Below are 17,927 nucleotides of genomic sequence, written 5' to 3' on the forward strand. Positions count from 1 at the left end.
GGGGTTTTCCCCGCCTTACAGCTCGATGCCGCGCATCGCGTCGGGATCCATCAGGTTCATCAGCCGCCCGGCGGCGCAGCGCGCGAGCCGCAGGGTGAGCGCCTTGCGCTGCGGCGCGGCGAGCGGGTGGCGCGGCGCCTCGCGGATCAGCGCGGCGCCGAAGCCGTCAGCGACCAGGATGCCAGTGCCCTCCGGCAGCAGCTCGCGTGGGAAATCCGGGGCGACGGCGAAGAACAGCCGGTCGCAAAAGTCACGATATTCGAACCACTTGTGGTCGGCGCGGAAATCGGCGACCGAGGATTTCACCTCGATCACCCAGACCTCGCCCTTGGCGCACACGGCGGCGATGTCAGCACGCCGGCCGGTGGCGAGCACGAATTCCGGCACGCCGACGAGGCCGCACGCCGCCACATAGCGCAGCGCGCCGCGACGAATGGCAAGCGCCGCCTCAGACTGGCGGCCGTCCGGCGGCAGGACAAGATCGGTGAGGGTGCCATGCATGGCTGTACCCTATACGTTCTCATCGGAGAATGAAAAGCCCTCCACGCAAAAGCGGCTTACCGACCGGATCGACTCGTCTATAAGCGGGCATCTTCCCCGCTCACCGCTCCGCCGGCCATGTCGCCCGAAACCGCTCCTGCCGCCCCCGAAGCCGAACGCCCCGTGCCGAGCCTGCGCGAGCTGTTCGTCGGCTTCCTCTCGGTGGCGGTGGTGGCATTCGGCGGCGTGCTACCCATCGCCCGGCGCGCGGTGGTCGAGCGCTACAAATGGGTGGATTCCGACGAGTTCACCGAGCTGGTCGGCCTCGCCCAGTTCCTGCCCGGACCGAACATCATCAATTTGTCCATCGTTCTCGGCTCACGCTTCCGCGGCGTGCCGGGCGCCATCGCCGCCTTCTGCGGCCTCACTCTGGCGCCGGCGGTGTTCGTCATCATCGCCGGCACGATATTCGCCCGCTACAGCGGCGAGCCGGCGGTGGCCGATCTCCTCTCCGGCCTCGCCGCCGGCGCCGCCGGGCTGGTCATCGCCATGGCCGGGCGCATGGGCGAGCGGCTGTGGCGGCGCCCCAGCGTGCAGGGGCTCGGCGTCGTGGCCGCCGCCTTCATCGGCATCGCCGTGCTCGGCCTGCCGCTGCTCTGGGTGATGCTCGGCCTCGCCCCGGTATCGGTCGCGCTCGCCTGGTGGTCGCTGCGATGAACGACGACAGCGTCCTCGGCCAACTCGCCACGCATTTCCTGCTCATCTCGCTGCTGGCGGTCGGCGGCGCCAATGCGGTGCTGCCGGAAATGCACCGGCAGGTGGTCGACATCGCCGGCTGGATGACCAACGAGCAGTTTGCCCAGACCTACGCCATCGCCCAGGCGGTGCCGGGGCCGAACGTGCTGGTGGTGACGCTGATCGGCTGGCATGTCGCCGGCCCAGCCGGGGCGCTGGTCGCCACGCTGGCGATGTGCGGGCCGACCTGCGTGCTCGCCTATGTGGTCGGCGGCATCTGGCACCGCTTCCGCTACGCCAAATGGCGCCGCGCCATCCAGGGCGGGCTGGTGCCGCTCACCATCGGGCTGATCGCGGCTTCCGGCTTCCTGCTCGCGCAAGGAGCGGCGCGCTCGCTGCCCACTGCGCTCTACATCGTGCTCACCACGCTGGTGCTGCTGTTCACCCGTGTCAGCCCGCTATGGATGCTGTTCGGCGGCGGCCTGCTGGGGCTGCTGCGCCTGATCTGAGGGCGCCGGAAGCCGCCGCGCTCAGGGTTCGAGGGCTGCCGCCCCCTCGCCGCGCGCGAAGGGCGGCAGTTCCGGTCCCGCCAGCGGCGCCTCGGCCGGCTCCGGCCGGCTCATCCCAGAGGCGAGACGACGGACCAGCGCCAGCGCGCTGATCAGCGCCGCCACGCCGAAGGCGACCGAGCCCAGCGCCTGGCCGGCGAGCACGCCCTGCGCGCCCCAATAATGTCCGCCCACCATGACGAAGGGAATGACGCCCAGCGTCGCCCGGCTCCAGTTGAACACGGTGGAGCGTAGCGGCGCGCCGAGATTGTTGAAGGCGGCATTGGCGACGAACAGCATGCCGAGGAACAGGAAGCTGCCGGCGAGCCACAGGCAGTAGAACACCACCAGCCCCTCGCCCTCCGCCGACAGGCCGAACGCCCCGGCGAGGGCGTGGCGCCCCAGCGCCATCAGCACCCAGACGCCGAGCACATAGGCGAGAATCAGCACGAGGCTGTCGAGGATGGCCCGCCGTACCCGATCATAGCGCCCGGCGCCGACATTCTGGCCGATCACCGGGCCGATGGCGCCGGTCAGCGCGAAGAGCGGCCCGAACGCGACCGGGATCAGCCGCCCCACCACCGCGAAGGCGGCCACTGCCGCGTCGCCATGGGCGGCCAGCGCATAGGTGACATAGGCATTGCCGACCGGGGTGGCGAGATTGGTGAGGATGGCCGGCACGGCGATGCCGGAGAGCGGGCCGACATCGCGCCGGAAGTCGCGCCAGCGCAGCGGGCTGCCACAGCCGTGGATGCGCACCACCGCATGGAGCCCGTAGGCCGCCATCGCCGCGCGGGAGATCACCGACACCGCCGCCGCGCCCTCGACGCGCCAGTCGAGCGCCAGGATCAGCAGCGGATCGAGGGCCGCCGTCACCAGGCCGCCGATCAGCGTCACCAGCATGGAGCGCCGGGCATCGCCGAGGCCGCGCAGCGTGCCGGACGCCGCCATGCCGATACCGAGCAGCGGCGTCGACGGCAGCACAACCATGAGGAAGTCGCGGGCGATCTCCAGCGTGCGCCCGTTCGCGCCGAGGGCGGAGAGCAGCGGGCTGAGCAGCGGCATCATCGCCCCGGCGGTGATCAGGCTGGCCAGCGTCATGTAGAGGAAGCCGGAGGTGGAGATGCGCGCCACTTCCTCGCGCCGCCCGGCGCCGATGGCGCGGGAGATCAGCGCCGAGACGGCGATCATCACCCCGATCGACACCGAGGTGACGAAGAACATCACCGTGCCGGCATAGCCGATGGCGGCGGCAAGCTCCTCCTCGCCGAGCAGCGAGATGTAGAACAGGTTGAGCAGGTCGACGACGAACACCGCCACCAGCCCGACCGAGCCGGCCGCCGTCATCACCGCGACATGGGTCATGGTCGAGCCGGTGACGAAACGTGCCGGGGAAGCGGGGGAGCTCTGCATGGGGCGGCTTATCGCACGGAGACGGCGGCGGACGATAGCGCCCGCTCAGAGCGAATGCGCAATACGGCGAATGCGCGATGCCGCGATGGCGGTCGCCGGCGATGGGGAATTGCCGTCGCTCCGCCGTGCATAGGCCGGCCCGGCCGATTGTCGTATGGTTGCCGTGAAAGACCCGGTGAATACCCGCATCAAGACGGTGTTTTGGGAGGATGCCATGAACCAATTGCAGGATCTTCTGGCCCAGGCGCAGCAGGGCCAGGTGATCGACAATCTGGCGCGCAGCTACGGCATTTCGCCGGAGCAGGCGCAGCAGGCGGTGGATGCGTTGCTGCCGGCCTTCTCGGTCGGCCTCGACCGCAGCACCCGCACCCCGGAAGGCCTCGCCGGCCTCCTCGGCACCATGGCCCGCAATCCCTATTCCCAGGCCTTCGACGACTCGGAGGCGACGCCGGCCCCGGAGCTGAAGGCGCAGGGCACCGACGCGCTCGCCGCCATGTTCGGCTCGCCCGATGTCAGCCGCGCGGTCGCCGCCCATGCCTCCTCCGAGACCGGACTCAGCCCCTCGCTGCTGCAGCAGATGCTGCCGGCGATCGCCGCGCTGGTGCTCGGCGGGCTGATGAAGGGCGGCAGCGGGAGCGGGAGCGGGAGCGGCGGCGGCCTCGGCGACCTGCTGGGCGGCCTGTTGGGTGGCCGGCCGCCGGAGGGCTCCTCCACCGGCGCCTCGACGGGTGGCGGACTCGGTGGGGGCCTCGGCGGCGGGGGACTTGGTGGCGGGCTGGGCGACCTCCTCGGCGGCATGCTGGGGGGCGGCACCGCGGCGGGTCGTTCCGGTTCGGCGGCGCCCTCCGGCAACCCGCTGCAGGACCTGCTGGAAGGCCTGGCGAAGGGCGGCCTCGGCGGCTCTCCGTCCGGAGGGGCGACGCCGACCGACCCGCGTAGCCCGACCTCCACCGGCAATCCGCTCGACGATCTGCTCGGCGGCCTGCTGCGCGGCGGCCAGCCAGGCGCCGGTGCCCAGCCGGATGCGGGTGATGCCCCGCAACAGCGCGAAAGCGGCGCCCCGGCGGGCGGCGATCCGACCGGCGACCTCCTCGGCAGCATATTGGGCGGCCTGTTCGGCGGCGGCGGCACCCGTACCGCCCCGGACGGCGGACAGGCGCAGGATCCCTCGATGCAGCCCCTGAACGACATCTTCGACCGCTTCACCCGCAAGGACGGCCGCTGAACGCCTCCTCCCGTTCGACCGATCCCCCGGGCCGGGGGATCGGCCGCCAGCGGCCGGGCAAACCGATCGCGAAGCGGCGATTGAGAAGCGTCATGAAAATCGGCTAGAAGGGCCGGCTGCCGATCCCCCGCCGAGAGATGCCGCTCCGATGTCCGAAACCACTGCCGCCGATACCAGCCCGCTCGACGACCACGCCAAGGCCCGTGTTCTCGTGCAGGCGCTGCCGCATATGCAGCGCTATGACGACGCCATCATCGTGGTGAAGTATGGCGGCCACGCCATGGGCGACGAGCAGGTGGCGCGCGATTTCGCGCAGGACATCGTGCTGCTCGAGCAGTCCGGCGTGAACCCGGTGGTGGTGCATGGCGGCGGGCCGCAGATCGGCGCCATGCTGGCCAAGCTCGGCATCAAGTCGGAATTCGCCGCCGGGCTGCGCATCACCGACAAGGCCACCGTCGAGATCGTCGAGATGGTGCTGGCCGGCTCGATCAACAAGTCGCTGGTGGGCTTCATCAACGAAGCCGGCGGCAAGGCGCTCGGCCTGTCCGGCAAGGACGGCAACATGGTGATCGCCTCCAAGGTCACCCGCAGCGTCCTCGATCCGGATTCCAACATCGAGCAGGTGATCGACCTCGGCTTCGTCGGCGAACCGTCGAGCGTCGACACCACCGTGCTCGACCAGATCCTCGGCCGCGAGCTGATCCCGGTGTTGGCCCCGGTCGCCACCGGCGAGGAGGGCGGCACCTTCAACGTCAACGCCGACACCTTCGCCGGCGCCATCGCCGGCGCGCTCGGCGCCAAGCGCCTGCTGCTGCTCACCGACGTGCCGGGCGTGCTCGACCGCAACAAGGAGCTCATCAAGGAGCTCACCATCAGCCAGGCGCGGGCGCTGATCGCCGACGGCACCATCTCCGGCGGCATGATCCCCAAGGTCGAGACCTGCATCTACGCGCTGGAGCAGGGCGTCGAGGGAGTGGTGATCCTCGATGGCAAGGTGTCGCACGCCGTGCTGCTCGAACTGCTGACCGACCACGGCGCCGGCACGCTGATCCGCCGCTGATCCCGAAAGCCGGTGCGGGGCGCGAAATCGCGCCTCGCCTGCGGCCCGGCTCTTCGCTATGGATGGCGTCATGCCGCACGCCATCGACACCGCCCCCGCCCGCTTCGCCGACGTCGACACCTGGGTGTTCGACCTCGACAACACGCTCTATCCGCCCGGGCTCGACCTGTGGCGGCAGATCGACATGCGCATGCGCAGCTACATCGCCGACTATCTCGGCCTGTCGCTCGACGACGCCTTCGCGCTGCAGAAGGGCTATTACCGCAAATACGGCACCTCGCTGCGCGGGCTGATGATCGAGCACGGCATGGACCCGGACCCGTTCCTGGCCAATGCGCACAATATCGACCTGTCCGAGCTCTCGCCGGCGCCGGAACTGGGCGCGGCGCTCGGCGTGCTGCCCGGCCGCAAGCTCGTCTACACCAACGGCTCGCGCGCCCATGCCGCCGCGATCCTCGACAAGCTGGGCATCTCCGACCATTTCGCCGACGTGCACGATATCGTCGCGTCGGAGTTCCATCCCAAGCCGCAGGAGACGGCCTATCGCCATTTCCTCGGCCTCTACGGCGTCGAGCCCACCCGCGCCGCGATGTTCGAGGATCTCGCCCGCAATCTCGAAGTGCCGCATGCGCTCGGCATGCGCACCGTGCTGGTGGTGCCGCCCGGCCTCGCCGTCAGCCCCGCCGACCGCGAGGCCTGGGAGCATGACGGGCGCGACGGCCAGCACATTCAGCACGTCACCGACGACCTGCCCGCCTTCCTGCGCGCGGTTCACGGCGTGATCGGGCGCGGCGGGCGGTGACGCGCCTTCCGTTGACACGGCCCCGTTGACACCCGGCCGTCCGCGCCGCAACAAGTCCCCCGCCATCTAGCGGAGTAACAGAGCATGTCGAGCGAACTGAAGACCATCATCGAGGACGCCTTCGAGAAGCGCGCGGAGATCGGCTTCGACGCCAAGGGTCCGGTTCGCGACGCCGTGAACGAAGCGCTCGGCCTGCTCGATGCCGGCAAGGCGCGCGTCGCCGAGCAGGGCGCCGACGGCAACTGGAGCGTCAACCAGTGGCTCAAGAAGGCGGTGCTGCTGTCCTTCCGCCTCAACGACATGGCGCCGATCTCCGGCGCTCCCGGCGGCGCCAGCTGGTGGGACAAGGTGCCCTCGAAGTTCGACGGCTGGGGCGAGGCGGAATACCGCGCCGCCGGCTTCCGCGCCGTGCCCGGCTGCATCGTGCGCCGCTCGGCCTATATCGCGCCGAACGTGGTGCTGATGCCGTCCTTCGTCAATCTCGGCGCCTCGGTCGGCGAGGGCTCGATGGTCGACACCTGGGCGACGGTGGGCTCCTGCGCCCAGATCGGCAAGCATGTGCACCTCTCCGGCGGCGTCGGCATCGGCGGCGTGCTGGAGCCGCTGCAGGCCGGTCCGGTGATCATCGAGGACGACTGCTTCATCGGCGCCCGCTCCGAGGTCGTCGAGGGCGTGATCGTGCGCAAGGGCTCGGTGCTGTCCATGGGCGTGTTCATCTCGGCGACCACCAAGATCGTCGACCGCGCCACCGGCGAGGTGTTCGTCGGCGAGGTGCCGGCCTATTCGGTGGTGGTGCCCGGCTCGCTGCCCGGCAAGCCGCTCCCCAATGGCGCGCCCGGCCCGTCGCTCTATTGTGCGGTGATCGTCAAGCGGGTGGACGAGCAGACCCGTTCCAAGACCTCGATCAACGACCTGCTCAGGGACTGACCGCGATGAGCGCGCTTGAGGCCCCCTCCGCCGCCGATCCCGTCGAGATCGCCCGCGCGCTCATCCGCTGCCCCTCGGTGACGCCCGAAGAGGGCGGCGCCCTCGCCTGTCTGGAGAAGCGGCTCGGCGCCGCCGGCTTCCGCGTGCACCGGGTGACGCTCACCGGGCCGGACACGCCGGACATCGAGAACCTCTATGCCCGCTTCGGCACGCGGGGCCCCAATCTCTGCTTCGCGGGGCATACCGACGTGGTGCCGCCCGGCGATCCCGCGCATTGGCGCTTCCCGCCCTTCGAGGCGGCGATCCATGGCGGCCTGCTCTATGGGCGCGGCGCGGTGGACATGAAGGGCGGCGTCGCCGCCTTCGTCGCTGCCGCGCTCGATCTGGCGGCGGAGCATGGCGACCGGCTGCCCGGCTCGATCTCGCTGCTGCTGACCGGCGACGAGGAAGGCCCGGCGATCAACGGCACCGAGAAACTGCTGCGCTGGCTCGCCGACCGCGACGAGCGGCTCGACCATTGCGTGCTCGGCGAGCCCTCCTCGCGCGCCGTGCTCGGCGACATGGTGAAGATCGGCCGGCGCGGCTCGCTCTCCGGCACCCTCATTGTGCACGGCAAGCAGGGCCATGTCGGCTACCCCCATCTCGCCGAGAATCCGATCCCCGGCATCGCGAAGCTGATCGGCGCGCTCACCGCCGAGCCGCTGGACCGTGGCAACGCGCATTTCCAGGCCTCGAACCTCGAAGTCGTCTCGGTGGATGTCGGCAACCCGGCCTTCAACGTCATACCGGCCGAGGCGAAAGCCCGCTTCAACATTCGCTTCAACGATTTGTGGATGCCCGGCACGCTGAAGGCGGAGATCGAGCGCCGGCTCACCGCCGCCGCCGGCAACGCGGTGCGGTTCTCGGTGGCGTTCGAGGAGCGCTCCTCCGACAGCTTCCTCACCGCGCCCGGCGACTTCGTCGACCTGGTGACGGCGGCGATCCGCGAGACCACCGGCCAGACGCCGGAACTCTCCACCACCGGCGGCACCTCGGATGCCCGCTTCATCAAGGATTATTGCCCGGTGGTCGAGTTCGGGCTGGTCGGCACCTCGATGCATGCGGTGGACGAGGCGACACCGGTCGACGAGATCCGTGCGCTCACCCGCGTCTACAAGGACATCGCGGCACGCTACTTCGCGGCCTTCGGCCACTAGGACGGCGATTTCCAGCGCGACCTATTTGCTGCTGAGCGCCGGCGCCAGCGCCGAGCCGGCCGACATCGATTGCTGATAGCCGTCGACCTGGACGTTGCCGCTGATCTTCACGCATGTCGAGGTGCCGGCGATGCGGGTGAACCCCTTGCCGAAGCTCGCGCAGACCGGGTCCGGACGATCCTCCGCCGCGGATTGCGACGCAGGAGACGGGGACGTCTGAGCCTGAGCCGCCGGCTGTTTCGTGCTTCCCGCGACGCCGGGCGACGAGGCCGCGACAAGCCCGGCCGCCACCAGCAGCGCGGGCGCAGCGAACCGGCGCAGGGCGCCATGGCTTCCGGCAAATGCACGCATCGACGACCTCCCTGCCCACCGGGATGTTACCCCATCCGGATGCTGCCAAGCTCGGCCCGGATTGCGGCCCGATCTTGGCGATGGACTTCACATCGAACCTGACGATTCGAGAAGCCTATCACGCGGTCGGCGACGATATCCGGAAACAGGACCCGCCGGTCATTGGCGCACCGTCCCGCCGCCCCTAGGATGGCGGCGAATCGTGGAGAGCTTGCCGATGTCGCAGTCGCCGATCCGCCCGGTCCTGGCGGTATCCACCGCCGTGTTTCGGAACGGGCAGGTGCTGCTCGCCCGGCGCGGGGCCGCCCCCTTGCGCGGATTGTGGTCGCTGCCCGGCGGGCGGCTGGAGCCGGGCGAGACGCTGGCGGAAGGCGCGGCCCGCGAGGTCATGGAGGAGGTCGGCGTCGCCTGCCGCGTGCTGGGCGTCGCCGGCGCGCTCGACATCATCCGCCGCGACGGGGCCGGCGAGGTCAGCACGCATTTCGTGGTGATCAGCCATGCCGGGCTATGGCTCGACGGCGAACCGTCGACCGGCCCCGAGGCGGCGGAGGTCGGCTGGTTCGACCCGCGCCAACTGCCCGCCGACGCCACTGACGGCCTCGCCGGCATCGTCATGGCGGCGCACGCGCTGGTCGCCGGCTCTTGACGCCGCCGCCGCTCCGGCCCACCACAGGCGGGATGACACGCTGCCCGGAACATCCTGCCACCGCACGACCGGTCCGCCGGCGCCTCGGGATTGGCGCGGCTTTCATCTGCCTCGCGCTGGCCCTGTCGGCATCGGCCGGCGCGCAGACCGCAGCCGCCCCCAATCAGGGTTCGGCCCCGCCCTATGAAGCCGACATGCTGCAGCTGGCGGAGATACTGGGCGCGCTGCACTACATCCGCCCGCTCTGCGGCGCCCCGGATGCCGGACGCTGGCGCGACGAGATGCAGGGGATCATCGACACCGAGCAGCCCTCCGACGAGCGGCGCGGCCTGCTGATCGCCGCCTTCAACCGCGGCTATGAAAGCTACCGGCAGGGCTATCGCAGTTGCACGCCCTCCGCCGAGCTGGCGGCGCAGCGTTATCTCGAGGCCGGCGCCCGGCTGTCGCGCGACATCGCCGCGCGCTATGGCAGCAACTAGAGCGTTTTCGAGCGAAGTGGAATCCGGTTCGCGTGAAGAAAACGCGTCCGAACAAGACCCTGGAGTCTTTCCGGTGAGCCCGAGTTCACCGGAAAGGCTCCAGCCGCGCAGGACGACCCGGATGACGCGACACGGATGACACCATGACCGCAGACGCGACCTCGCCGATTGCTGCCACCCCGATCGGCGGCCCGCCGATCGCCGCCCAGAGCTGGCATGTCGATGTCGACGGCCTCGACGTCGAGCTGCCGATCGTGCCGCTGGGGCCGGATTTCGCCATCTCGCTGATGATGGTCATCGATCTCGGGGTGACGTTCGGCACCTTTGTCGGCACCCGCCTTGCCGACCGGCTGCGCCCGCTGAAGCCGGATGTGGTGGTCGGCGCCGCCACGCTCGGCATTCCCATCGCCATCGAGGTCAGCCGCGCGCTCGGCCTCGACCAGTATGTGATCCTGCAGAAGTCGCCCAAGGTGCATCTCGGCGACGCGCTGGTGCAGACGATCTCCTCCATCACCTCCAAGGGCGAGCAGAAGCTGCTTCTGGACCGCCGCATGATCCCGCTGCTGGCCGGCCGCCGGGTGGTGGTGGTCGACGACGTCGTGGCGTCGGGCTCCAGCCTGAAGGGCTCGATCGACCTCGTGCGTCGCGCCGGGGGGCAGGTGGTCGGCGTGGGCGTGATCCTTACCGAGGCACGCGCCTGGCAGGAAGTGCTCGGCGAGGACGCCGCGCTGATCCGCAGCCTCGGACATATTCCACAATTCGCCGCGACGGCGGGCGAGTGGCAGCCGATCCCCGAGACGTTCCTGTAAGGACCGAGGCTGGTTGCAACTGACCGGCAACTGGCCGGCGCTACTTCTTCCGCTTACCCTTGGCCGCGTCGAACGCGACGATGGCGATCCCGGCGGCGCCGAGCACATACATGGCGGACACGGTAGCAAGCGGCGAGAGGCTGAAGAAGCTCATGGCTGCATCCTGACGTGCGAACGCGAGCGGTTGGACATGCCTGGATAGCCCGGCAGGCCCGCCAGTCCCACACCGGGCTGCGGCGACATCGATCACAAAGCCGGATTGGCGCGCGAAGCCGGGCGTGTTCAGACCGGCAATCGCGCCATCGGCGCCACCGCGGCTCAAGCCGAGGCGAAGTCGGTGGACACGCTGAGCTCCTGCCAGCGCTGCAATTCCTCCAGTCGCCCACGATCCGCCTCGACAAGCGCCCGGAAGGCATCGCTGCCGAGCGCCAGTCGCAGCGGCGGCTTCTCCATGGCGGCGATCTGCACGACGACGCTGGCCGCGCGCACGGGATCGCCCGGTTGGCGGCCGTCGAAATCGCGCTGCATGCGGGCCGCGGCGCCTACCACCGCATCATATTCGGGCCGCCCTTCCCGGATCGTGGTGGATGCCCCTGCGAAATCGGTGCGGAAACCGCCGGGTTCCAGAACGGTGACGGCGACACCAACCAGCGCCATTTCGCGCGCCAGGACCTCCGAGAACCCCTCCACGCCCCATTTCGCCGCCGAGTAGCCCGCACGTCCGGGGGCGCCGATCCGCCCTCCCACCGAGGAGAGCTGGATGATGTGGCCGGAGCCTTGAGCACGAAGGACCGGTATGACCGCCTTGGTGACGATGATGGTGCCGAACAGGTTGGTTTCGATCTCCCGACGAAAATCGGCTAGGTCGGTGTCCTCGACAGATCCGATATTGCCGTAGCCGGCATTGTTCACCACGACGTCGATTCGACCGAAGGCCTTCAGGGCCGACGCCACCGCGGCCTCGGCCGCCTCGGCGTCGGTGACGTCGAGCGGAACAGCCAGAATGGCGTTCCCATGGGTATCGGCGAGATCGGCCAGCCCTTCGGGGTTGCGGGCGGTGGCGACGACGCGATGGCCGGCCTGCAAGGCGGCCTCGACGATGGCCCGTCCCAATCCCCGCGTGCTGCCGGTCACGAACCAGACCTTGGACATGATCGCTCCTGCTCCTGTGGACATGGCCGTCATCCCACTAACGCCGGCGCGGGTCTTTCGTCCTCGCCGGATGACGATCGGCCCCGAAGAGCGGCGGAGGCATCCGCCGAAGGTTGGCGCGACGCCATCGTCAGCCCATATGAGAGCGGCCAAGACGGCTATCCTTGAAACACGCTCGCTCGCTGGAGATGTGCATGTCCGTTTCGATCTATGACGCGTCGATCCCTGTCTTTCTGCGGGCTTTCGACAATTTCTCGGCGATCCTCGACAAGGGAGAGACATTCGCCCAGGTGAAGGGCGTCGATCCCCGCACATTGGTGGAAGCGCGCCTCGCGCCGGACATGCTGTCGCTGGCCGGACAGGTTCAGCGGGCGAGCGATACGGCGAAGTTCTGCGCCGCGCGTCTCACCGCGACCGAGAGCCCGGGCTTCGACGACAATGAAGCCAGCTTCGCCGACCTGCAGGCGCGGATCGCCAAGACCGTGAGCTATCTGAAGGGCGTCGACGCGTCGGCATTCGACGGCAGCGAGCAGCGCCAGATCGTGCTGAAGCGCCGTCAGGGCGAGGTCACGCTCGATGGCCGCGGCTATCTCCTCACTTTTGCGCTGCCCAACTTCTTCTTTCACGTCACGACGGGGTACGACATCCTGCGCCAGGCCGGCGTACCGGTTGGAAAATCGGACTTTCTCGGCCCGCTGTGATCCTTCATCGGCACGACGGCCAGCCGTCGTGCCGCCTTGTCGATCCGAATATTCACGTCGCACGATGCAGGGCGGCCGCGTCGTCGCGAGGCGCCCTGCAAGGAACCACCCTGTAAGGAAGCGCCTGCCTATCTGCGGTCGCCCCGATGCCCGTCGGTGGCTTGCCGGGCCGAGCGCGAGAGGAACGGATCACCGCGATCCCCCCTACCCTCGACCGCGGCGACGCCGCTCCCGATCACAGAGCGGGGGTGGAGCCCTGCCCCCCTCGAATGACCGCGATCGAGCGCTCGACGCACCCGCATGTCGACGGCTGTCGTGCGGAGAGCGCTTCCATGCCGCCCCAGGAATAACCCGCGTGATCGTCACGCCCGCTCGGCGGCAGGCCGGCATCGCGCATTTTGCGGCCTACATGGCCGGCTTCATCTCCGCCAGCAGCGTCGGGATCAGTTCCGACACCGTGGGATGGATCGGTACCGCGCGCTGGAAGACCGTGTAGGGAACGTCGGCCTTCATGACGTCGAGCAGTCCGTGAATGGCTTCGTCACCGCCGGTACCGAGAATCGCGGCTCCGAGGATCCGCTGCGTCTGGGCGTCGACGACCACCTTCATGAAGCCCTGCGTCTCGGCTTTCTCGACCGCACGGCCCACTTTGCTCATCGGCCGGGTGCCGATCAGCAGCGGTCGGCCGGTCTGGCGGGCCTGCGCCTCCGTCATGCCGACACGTCCCAACGGAGGGTCGGTATAGAGCGCATAACCGGGGAGCCGCTCGCTCACCTTCCATTCCCGGCCATCCAGCAGGTTGGCCGCGACGATCTCGAAGTCGTTATACGCGGTATGGGTGAACGCTCCCCGCCCGTTGCAGTCGCCCAGCGCATAGACACCGGGCACGCTGGTCTCGAGGAAATCGTCGACCGTCACATAGCCGCGCGCGTCGAGCCGGATGCCGGCGGCCTCCAGCCCGAGATCGTCGGTGTTCGGCCGCCGGCCGAGGGCGAGCAGCACATGCGTGCCGACGATCTCCGGCGCGCCCTCAGTGCAGCCGACCCGCACCACCACGCCGTCCGCGTGCCGTGCGAAGCTCAGGCATTCGGCACCGGTCCGCACCTCGATGCCCTCCGCCTGCAATATTTCGCGGATGGCGGCCGAAACGTCCTCGTCCTCGCGGGCGACCAAACGGCCGCTCTTCTCGACGACGGTCACGCGCGAACCGAAGCGGCGGAACATCTGCGCGAATTCGAGGCCGATATAGGAGCCGCCGATCACCACCAGATGCGCCGGCACGGTGGCGAGTTCGACCATGTCGCTATTGGTGAGATAGGGCACGTCCCCGATGCCGGGCAGGTCCGGCACCGCCGCCCGTCCGCCGACATTGATGAAGATCTGCGGCGCGGTAAGCACCGTACCGGCCACCTCGACGTCGTGCGGACCGGTGAAGCGGGCATGGCCATGAAACACGGTGCAGCCATCCATGCCGTCCAGCCAGCTCTCGATCCCGGCACGTCCGTCCTGGATGATCTTTTCCGCGCGGGCCTGGACCCTCGTCATGTCGATAGCCGGCGCCCCGTTCAGCACCACGCCGAATTCCGCCGCCCGCTGCGCCATGCGGGCGGCATAGGCGCTCGCCACCAGCGTCTTGGTCGGCTTGCAGCCGGTATTGACGCAGGTGCCGCCGAAATGCCGGCGTTCGATCAGCGCCACGCGCTGGCCGGCCGCCGTCAGCCGGCCGGCTAGCGACGGGCCGGCCTGACCGGCACCGATGATGATCGCGTCGAAACCGCGCGCCGCATCCGCCATCACGCCACCATGACGATGATGACGGCGCCGATGATCGCCACGGCGTCCTCGATCAGGGCGGCCGGGCGGTCCTGGCCGAACACCCCGGCAAGGCGCCCGCGCGCCCACCGCCCGCCCAGCGTGCCGATCACGGCGCCGATCGCACCCGCTACCGCGCCGCCCGCCAGGCTGCCCCCGGCCACGCCGAGACAGGCGCCGCAGAGCGCGCCGCTGATCAGCCGCGCAGCGAATTGCGGCGGCACCGTCCGGCTGGGCGTCGTCGGCAGCTGGTCGGTGACGAATTCCACCAGCGCCAGCGCGCTGAAGATCCAGGGTGACCACGCATAGCCCATGAAGGCGAGCGGCGAGGCGGAAAGGTCGATCCAGCCGAGATGGGCCGCCCAGGCGATCGCTGCCGGTGCGGTCATCGCCCGCAAGCCGGCAACGATACCAATCGACGAGGCAAGAAAATACAGCATGCATCCCCCGATGAACTATTCGCCGCCTCGGGCGCCCGCACGGCTCCGAGGGGTGGTCGCGTATCACGGTATCAAGTGGTAGCGCATGAATTCGGGCAAGTACCCAAGCCGCCATGGTTCCGGACGCCTCGGGGGCTTTCACGACAGATCGATGCCATCGGATCGCCACGCGCAGAAGGTAGCCCACAGACCCGCAGTCGACGAGGAGGTTCTGCAATGGTGGCTCGCCCGCTGCTGACGGCCATGTTCTTCGCGGCCGCCGCTCTTCCCTTGTCCGCGGAAGGGGGCTGTTGCGATCCGGCAAGCCCCTTCCGGCCCGGCGAGGCCTATCCCGAGACGCTCGCGACCTGCGAGACCCTGCCTCACTGGGCGGATCGGGCGCCGGCGACGGACGATCGGATCACGCTCGGCCTGAAGGGAAAACTGACCGGCGTGCATTCCGACGGCGTGATGGCCTATCTGTTGATGTGCGAGCCGGCGGCGGTGCAGGTCATGTGCGTCACCTACGGCACCAACGGACTGGCCCCCGGAGATAGCGTCGTGTTCGGCGGGGGGTATAGCCGGGTGGACGCCCATCACGTGATGCTCGACCCCTGCCTCGCCTCGGTCGAGTAACGCCGAGACGGGAGCGATGTCGCGTCGCCCTCGAAGGCTGCCTTCCCGCGGCGCGTGCTTTGGGAGATCTGGTTTCAGAACTTCCAGCTGAGGTTGCCACTGAGGGACTGGTCGGTGGCGCCGTCGCCGAACTGCCCGCCATAGGCCACATCCAGGGTCAGCCGGTCGGCGAGCCGCACATCCAGCCCGGCATCCAGCACCAGCGCGTCCTGTGCCACCGGCACCCCGGCAATGTCGAACAAGGCGCTGCCGGCCGTAAACCGGTAGAGGCTGGTCGGCGTAGCCGTCGGCGCGCAGGTTCACATAGGCAAGCCTAGCAAAGGGCTCGAGCTCGACGGCCCCGGCCCCGAGCCCGTAGGCGAGTTCGCCGAAGGCTTGGGCCGTGCCGCCGTCATAGTCGGCGGTCAGGCGCTGCGCCTGCGGCATCGCCGTCGACCGGCCGGTCTCGATGGAATTCCAGCCACAGGCGGCGCCGAGCCGCAGCCGCCAAGCTTCCCACGAGCGCCCGGCATAGGCGCCGAGATGCACGATGGTGTTGTCGCCATTGGCCGCGTCCGCCGCGTTGCTGAACGAAGTCTCGCTGTAGCCGCCCAGCACGCCGACACGCCGGTCGCCCAGCGGCCCCCGCGTGCGCCGCCGAGGCCGCCGCGTCGGAGGGCAGCAGCAGCGCGTTCTGCGGCGCCCCCCCGGCGCCAGCGTGTCCAGCACGGCCCCGAGCGCCCGCTCATTGCCGGTGGCGCCGGCGGCGGCGAAGGAGCGAGCCTGGATCAAGGTCAGCTCCGCGACCTCCGCCTCGTAGCTCAGCCGGGCCGAGAGGAACGGTGCCGGCTCGTTCAGTTGCTCGCGATCCGGCTCGGCAGCAATTCGCCGCTGCGCTCCAGGATCGGGTAGGCGGCGGCCGCCACGATGTGGCTGTTGATCAGCTTCATATCCCGCAGCAGATCGAGATAGAGGGCGCTCGCCTGCGCCGTGGGCAATTCGCTGTCGCGCAGCCCCTCGAAATGCTGGAGCGTGGCCCGGGATTCCGCGTCGCGGAATGCCATCTTTTCGTCGGCCAGAAGTCGGGCGGCGCGAGGATCTTCGGTCATGAAGAGCGAGGCGGCCGTCCGCAGATTGGTAATCAAGCGATCCATCAGCGCCAGCAACTCCGCCTGCCGCTCCTTGGGCAAGGCGAGGCCGCGCTTCAGTCCCTTCGAGGTGTGCGGCAGCAGATAGCGATCGACGACGTCGCCTGCCTGCTCGAGGTTCATCGTGAAGCCGAGCACCTCCTGCAGGCGTCGATGGTCGTGCGGCCCGAGCTCATCGGGATCGATCGAGGTGAGGTATCGCTTAATGGCAATGTTGAGCTGATCGATGACATCGTCCTGCCGCCGTGTCTCGGCGATGAGCCGGCGGTCGCCGCTGCGCAATCCGTCGCGCGCTCCGGCCAGCATGGTCTCCAGCACATCCGCCAGCCGGAGCGCTTCGCGCGCGGCCCCGCCAAGGGCCACGATGGGCGTCTCTCTCGCCGCGGGGTCGAGATAGAGCGGGAGCGAAGGATCCGCCTTGGCGACGCGGCTCGGCAGCATGGTCGTCAGCAGTCGCCCGAACGGCCCGAGAATCGGCAGGAAGACCACCGCCACCACGACATTGAAGAGGGTGTGGAAGTCGGCGACCGCCCGGGCGTCGACCGGTTGCAGCGTGACCATGAAGCGCCCGATCGGCTGCAGGGCCACCAGGCAGATGGCGACGCCGATGACGCGGGTCAGCAGGTTGCCGAGCGGCACGCGCTTGGCGGCGGGGTCGTCGCCGGCGGCCCCCTCCAGAAGCGGATTGATCGCGGTGCCGATATTGGCGCCGAGGACGAGCGCAAAGGCCGCGTTGGGCGGAACCGCGCCATTCGCGGCAAGCGACATCACCAGGAGGACCACGGCGACGCTCGAATGCGCCGCCCAGGTCAAGCCGGCCGCCAGCAGCACATCGAGGATGGGTACGGTGGAAATGGCGCCGAGCAGCAGGCGCAGGCCCGGCGCGTCCTCATAGTCGCGCATGAGGTCGAGAAGGTTGTCGAGCGCCATCAGCATCAGGCCGAGGCCGATCAGCACGCGGCCGAGATCATGCGTCTGCGACGAGGAATCCCGTCGGAACATCAGCACGCCGACCAGGATGAAGGCGGGCGCCACCACCGCGATATCGAAGGACAGCAATTGCACGATCAACGTCGTGCCGACATTGGCGCCGAGCATCACGGCAAGCGCCGGCACCAGCTCGACAAGCCCGCCCGCCGCGAAGCCGGTCACCATCAGGCCTGTCGCCGTGCTGCTTTGCAGGAGGGTCGTCACCCCGAGCCCGGCGACGAAGGCGCGAAAACGGTCTCCCAGCGCCGCGCCGAGGATCGATTTCAGGCGTGGGCCGAACGCGCGCTGCACGCCGGTCTGCACCATGTGGGTGCCCCACAGCAGCAGCGCGATGAAACCGGCCAGGTCGATGAGGCTTGCGGGGAAGGTCATGAACAGGGAGCAAATGCCAGTTCGGCTCGCGAGGCAAGCGCCCGACC

20 protein-coding genes and 1 pseudogene are annotated in these 17,927 nt (G+C 69.3%); 12 read left to right on the forward strand and 9 right to left on the reverse strand.

The features are described 5' to 3' along the window. Nucleotides 1-15: 15 nt before the first annotated feature. Nucleotides 16-501: an MmcB family DNA repair protein gene (locus LGR54_RS14960; protein WP_230362792.1), complete on the reverse strand. Its 486-nt coding sequence runs from the start codon at nt 499-501 to the stop codon at nt 16-18. A gap of 162 nt (nt 502-663) precedes the next feature. Between LGR54_RS14960 and LGR54_RS14965 the strand changes: the two genes are divergently transcribed. Then, a complete protein-coding gene (locus tag LGR54_RS14965; RefSeq protein ID WP_230362793.1) occupies nt 664-1,197 on the forward strand; it encodes a chromate transporter in 534 nt (177 codons plus the stop codon). Beyond that, nucleotides 1,194-1,724: a chromate transporter gene (locus LGR54_RS14970; RefSeq protein WP_230362794.1), complete on the forward strand. Its 531-nt coding sequence runs from the start codon at nt 1,194-1,196 to the stop codon at nt 1,722-1,724. The genes LGR54_RS14965 and LGR54_RS14970 overlap by 4 nt, the downstream gene beginning before the upstream one ends. A gap of 21 nt (nt 1,725-1,745) precedes the next feature. On the opposite strand, the gene LGR54_RS14975 is transcribed toward LGR54_RS14970, so the two are convergent. Beyond that, nucleotides 1,746-3,176 (reverse strand): MATE family efflux transporter, encoded by a 1,431-nt coding sequence (locus LGR54_RS14975; RefSeq protein WP_230362795.1) that lies wholly within the window; start codon nt 3,174-3,176, stop codon nt 1,746-1,748. Between the two features lie 214 nt (nt 3,177-3,390). On the opposite strand from LGR54_RS14975, the gene LGR54_RS14980 reads away from it, so the two are divergent. The 5 genes from LGR54_RS14980 to dapE all read left to right on the forward strand — a co-directional run bounded on the left by LGR54_RS14980 (nt 3,391) and on the right by dapE (nt 8,386). Continuing rightward, nucleotides 3,391-4,401, forward strand: a complete 1,011-nt coding sequence (locus LGR54_RS14980) for a DUF937 domain-containing protein (RefSeq protein ID WP_230362796.1) — start codon at nt 3,391-3,393, stop codon at nt 4,399-4,401. Between the two features lie 148 nt (nt 4,402-4,549). Then, nucleotides 4,550-5,461, forward strand: coding sequence for an acetylglutamate kinase (gene argB, locus LGR54_RS14985; protein WP_230362797.1), 912 nt, complete (start codon nt 4,550-4,552; stop codon nt 5,459-5,461). A gap of 70 nt (nt 5,462-5,531) precedes the next feature. After that, complete coding sequence (locus LGR54_RS14990) at nt 5,532-6,263, forward strand: pyrimidine 5'-nucleotidase (RefSeq protein WP_230362798.1); 732 nt, start codon at nt 5,532-5,534, stop codon at nt 6,261-6,263. Between the two features lie 84 nt (nt 6,264-6,347). Continuing rightward, nucleotides 6,348-7,190 carry a 2,3,4,5-tetrahydropyridine-2,6-dicarboxylate N-succinyltransferase gene (gene dapD, locus LGR54_RS14995; RefSeq protein WP_230362799.1) on the forward strand — a complete coding sequence of 281 codons (843 nt, stop codon included), beginning with the start codon at nt 6,348-6,350 and terminating at the stop codon, nt 7,188-7,190. A 5-nt stretch (nt 7,191-7,195) separates the two neighbouring features. Next, nucleotides 7,196-8,386 (forward strand): succinyl-diaminopimelate desuccinylase, encoded by a 1,191-nt coding sequence (gene dapE, locus LGR54_RS15000; protein ID WP_230362800.1) that lies wholly within the window; start codon nt 7,196-7,198, stop codon nt 8,384-8,386. Nucleotides 8,387-8,407: 21 nt separating this feature from the next. Here dapE and LGR54_RS15005 read toward each other — a convergent pair whose 3' ends face one another. After that, complete coding sequence (locus LGR54_RS15005; protein ID WP_230362801.1) at nt 8,408-8,737, reverse strand: porin; 330 nt, start codon at nt 8,735-8,737, stop codon at nt 8,408-8,410. Between the two features lie 217 nt (nt 8,738-8,954). Here LGR54_RS15005 and LGR54_RS15010 point away from each other — a divergent pair, with 217 nt between their 5' ends. The 3 genes from LGR54_RS15010 (at nt 8,955) to LGR54_RS15020 (ending at nt 10,671) form a co-directional block, all read left to right on the forward strand. Then, nucleotides 8,955-9,383 (forward strand): NUDIX hydrolase, encoded by a 429-nt coding sequence (locus LGR54_RS15010; RefSeq protein WP_230362802.1) that lies wholly within the window; start codon nt 8,955-8,957, stop codon nt 9,381-9,383. Nucleotides 9,384-9,415: 32 nt separating this feature from the next. Continuing rightward, a complete protein-coding gene (locus tag LGR54_RS15015) occupies nt 9,416-9,862 on the forward strand; it encodes a TIGR02301 family protein (RefSeq protein WP_230362803.1) in 447 nt (148 codons plus the stop codon). 143 nt (nt 9,863-10,005) lie between these two features. Beyond that, nucleotides 10,006-10,671 (forward strand): phosphoribosyltransferase family protein, encoded by a 666-nt coding sequence (locus LGR54_RS15020; RefSeq protein ID WP_230362804.1) that lies wholly within the window; start codon nt 10,006-10,008, stop codon nt 10,669-10,671. 318 nt (nt 10,672-10,989) lie between these two features. Here LGR54_RS15020 and LGR54_RS15025 read toward each other — a convergent pair whose 3' ends face one another. Next, a complete protein-coding gene (locus tag LGR54_RS15025) occupies nt 10,990-11,823 on the reverse strand; it encodes an oxidoreductase (RefSeq protein ID WP_230362884.1) in 834 nt (277 codons plus the stop codon). Nucleotides 11,824-12,017: 194 nt separating this feature from the next. On the opposite strand from LGR54_RS15025, the gene LGR54_RS15030 reads away from it, so the two are divergent. Further along, nucleotides 12,018-12,524: a DUF1993 family protein gene (locus tag LGR54_RS15030; RefSeq protein ID WP_230362805.1), complete on the forward strand. Its 507-nt coding sequence runs from the start codon at nt 12,018-12,020 to the stop codon at nt 12,522-12,524. Between the two features lie 405 nt (nt 12,525-12,929). Here LGR54_RS15030 and LGR54_RS15035 read toward each other — a convergent pair whose 3' ends face one another. Together LGR54_RS15035 and LGR54_RS15040 are read right to left on the reverse strand one after the other, a co-directional pair. Beyond that, nucleotides 12,930-14,318 (reverse strand): FAD-containing oxidoreductase, encoded by a 1,389-nt coding sequence (locus tag LGR54_RS15035; protein WP_230362806.1) that lies wholly within the window; start codon nt 14,316-14,318, stop codon nt 12,930-12,932. Continuing rightward, a complete protein-coding gene (locus LGR54_RS15040) occupies nt 14,318-14,776 on the reverse strand; it encodes a DUF4126 domain-containing protein (protein ID WP_230362807.1) in 459 nt (152 codons plus the stop codon). Before LGR54_RS15040 ends, LGR54_RS15035 begins: the two co-directional genes overlap by 1 nt. 216 nt (nt 14,777-14,992) lie before the next feature. Between LGR54_RS15040 and LGR54_RS15045 the strand changes: the two genes are divergently transcribed. Beyond that, nucleotides 14,993-15,391, forward strand: a complete 399-nt coding sequence (locus LGR54_RS15045; protein ID WP_230362808.1) for a hypothetical protein — start codon at nt 14,993-14,995, stop codon at nt 15,389-15,391. Nucleotides 15,392-15,465: 74 nt separating this feature from the next. Here the strand turns inward: LGR54_RS15045 and LGR54_RS15050 are convergent, their stop codons facing one another. The 3 genes and pseudogenes from LGR54_RS15050 to LGR54_RS15055 all read right to left on the reverse strand — a co-directional run bounded on the left by LGR54_RS15050 (nt 15,466) and on the right by LGR54_RS15055 (nt 17,880). Next, nucleotides 15,466-15,633, reverse strand: coding sequence for a hypothetical protein (locus tag LGR54_RS15050; RefSeq protein ID WP_230362809.1), 168 nt, complete (start codon nt 15,631-15,633; stop codon nt 15,466-15,468). 40 nt (nt 15,634-15,673) lie between these two features. Then, a pseudogene (locus tag LGR54_RS26045) lies at nt 15,674-16,099 on the reverse strand (autotransporter outer membrane beta-barrel domain-containing protein); the annotation flags it as partial. Between the two features lie 125 nt (nt 16,100-16,224). Continuing rightward, nucleotides 16,225-17,880 carry a Na/Pi cotransporter family protein gene (locus tag LGR54_RS15055; RefSeq protein WP_230362810.1) on the reverse strand — a complete coding sequence of 552 codons (1,656 nt, stop codon included), beginning with the start codon at nt 17,878-17,880 and terminating at the stop codon, nt 16,225-16,227. Between the last annotated feature and the right edge of the window lie 47 nt (nt 17,881-17,927).

The organism is Ancylobacter sp. Lp-2 (assembly GCF_020523795.1).
GTDB lineage: Bacteria > Pseudomonadota > Alphaproteobacteria > Rhizobiales > Xanthobacteraceae > Ancylobacter.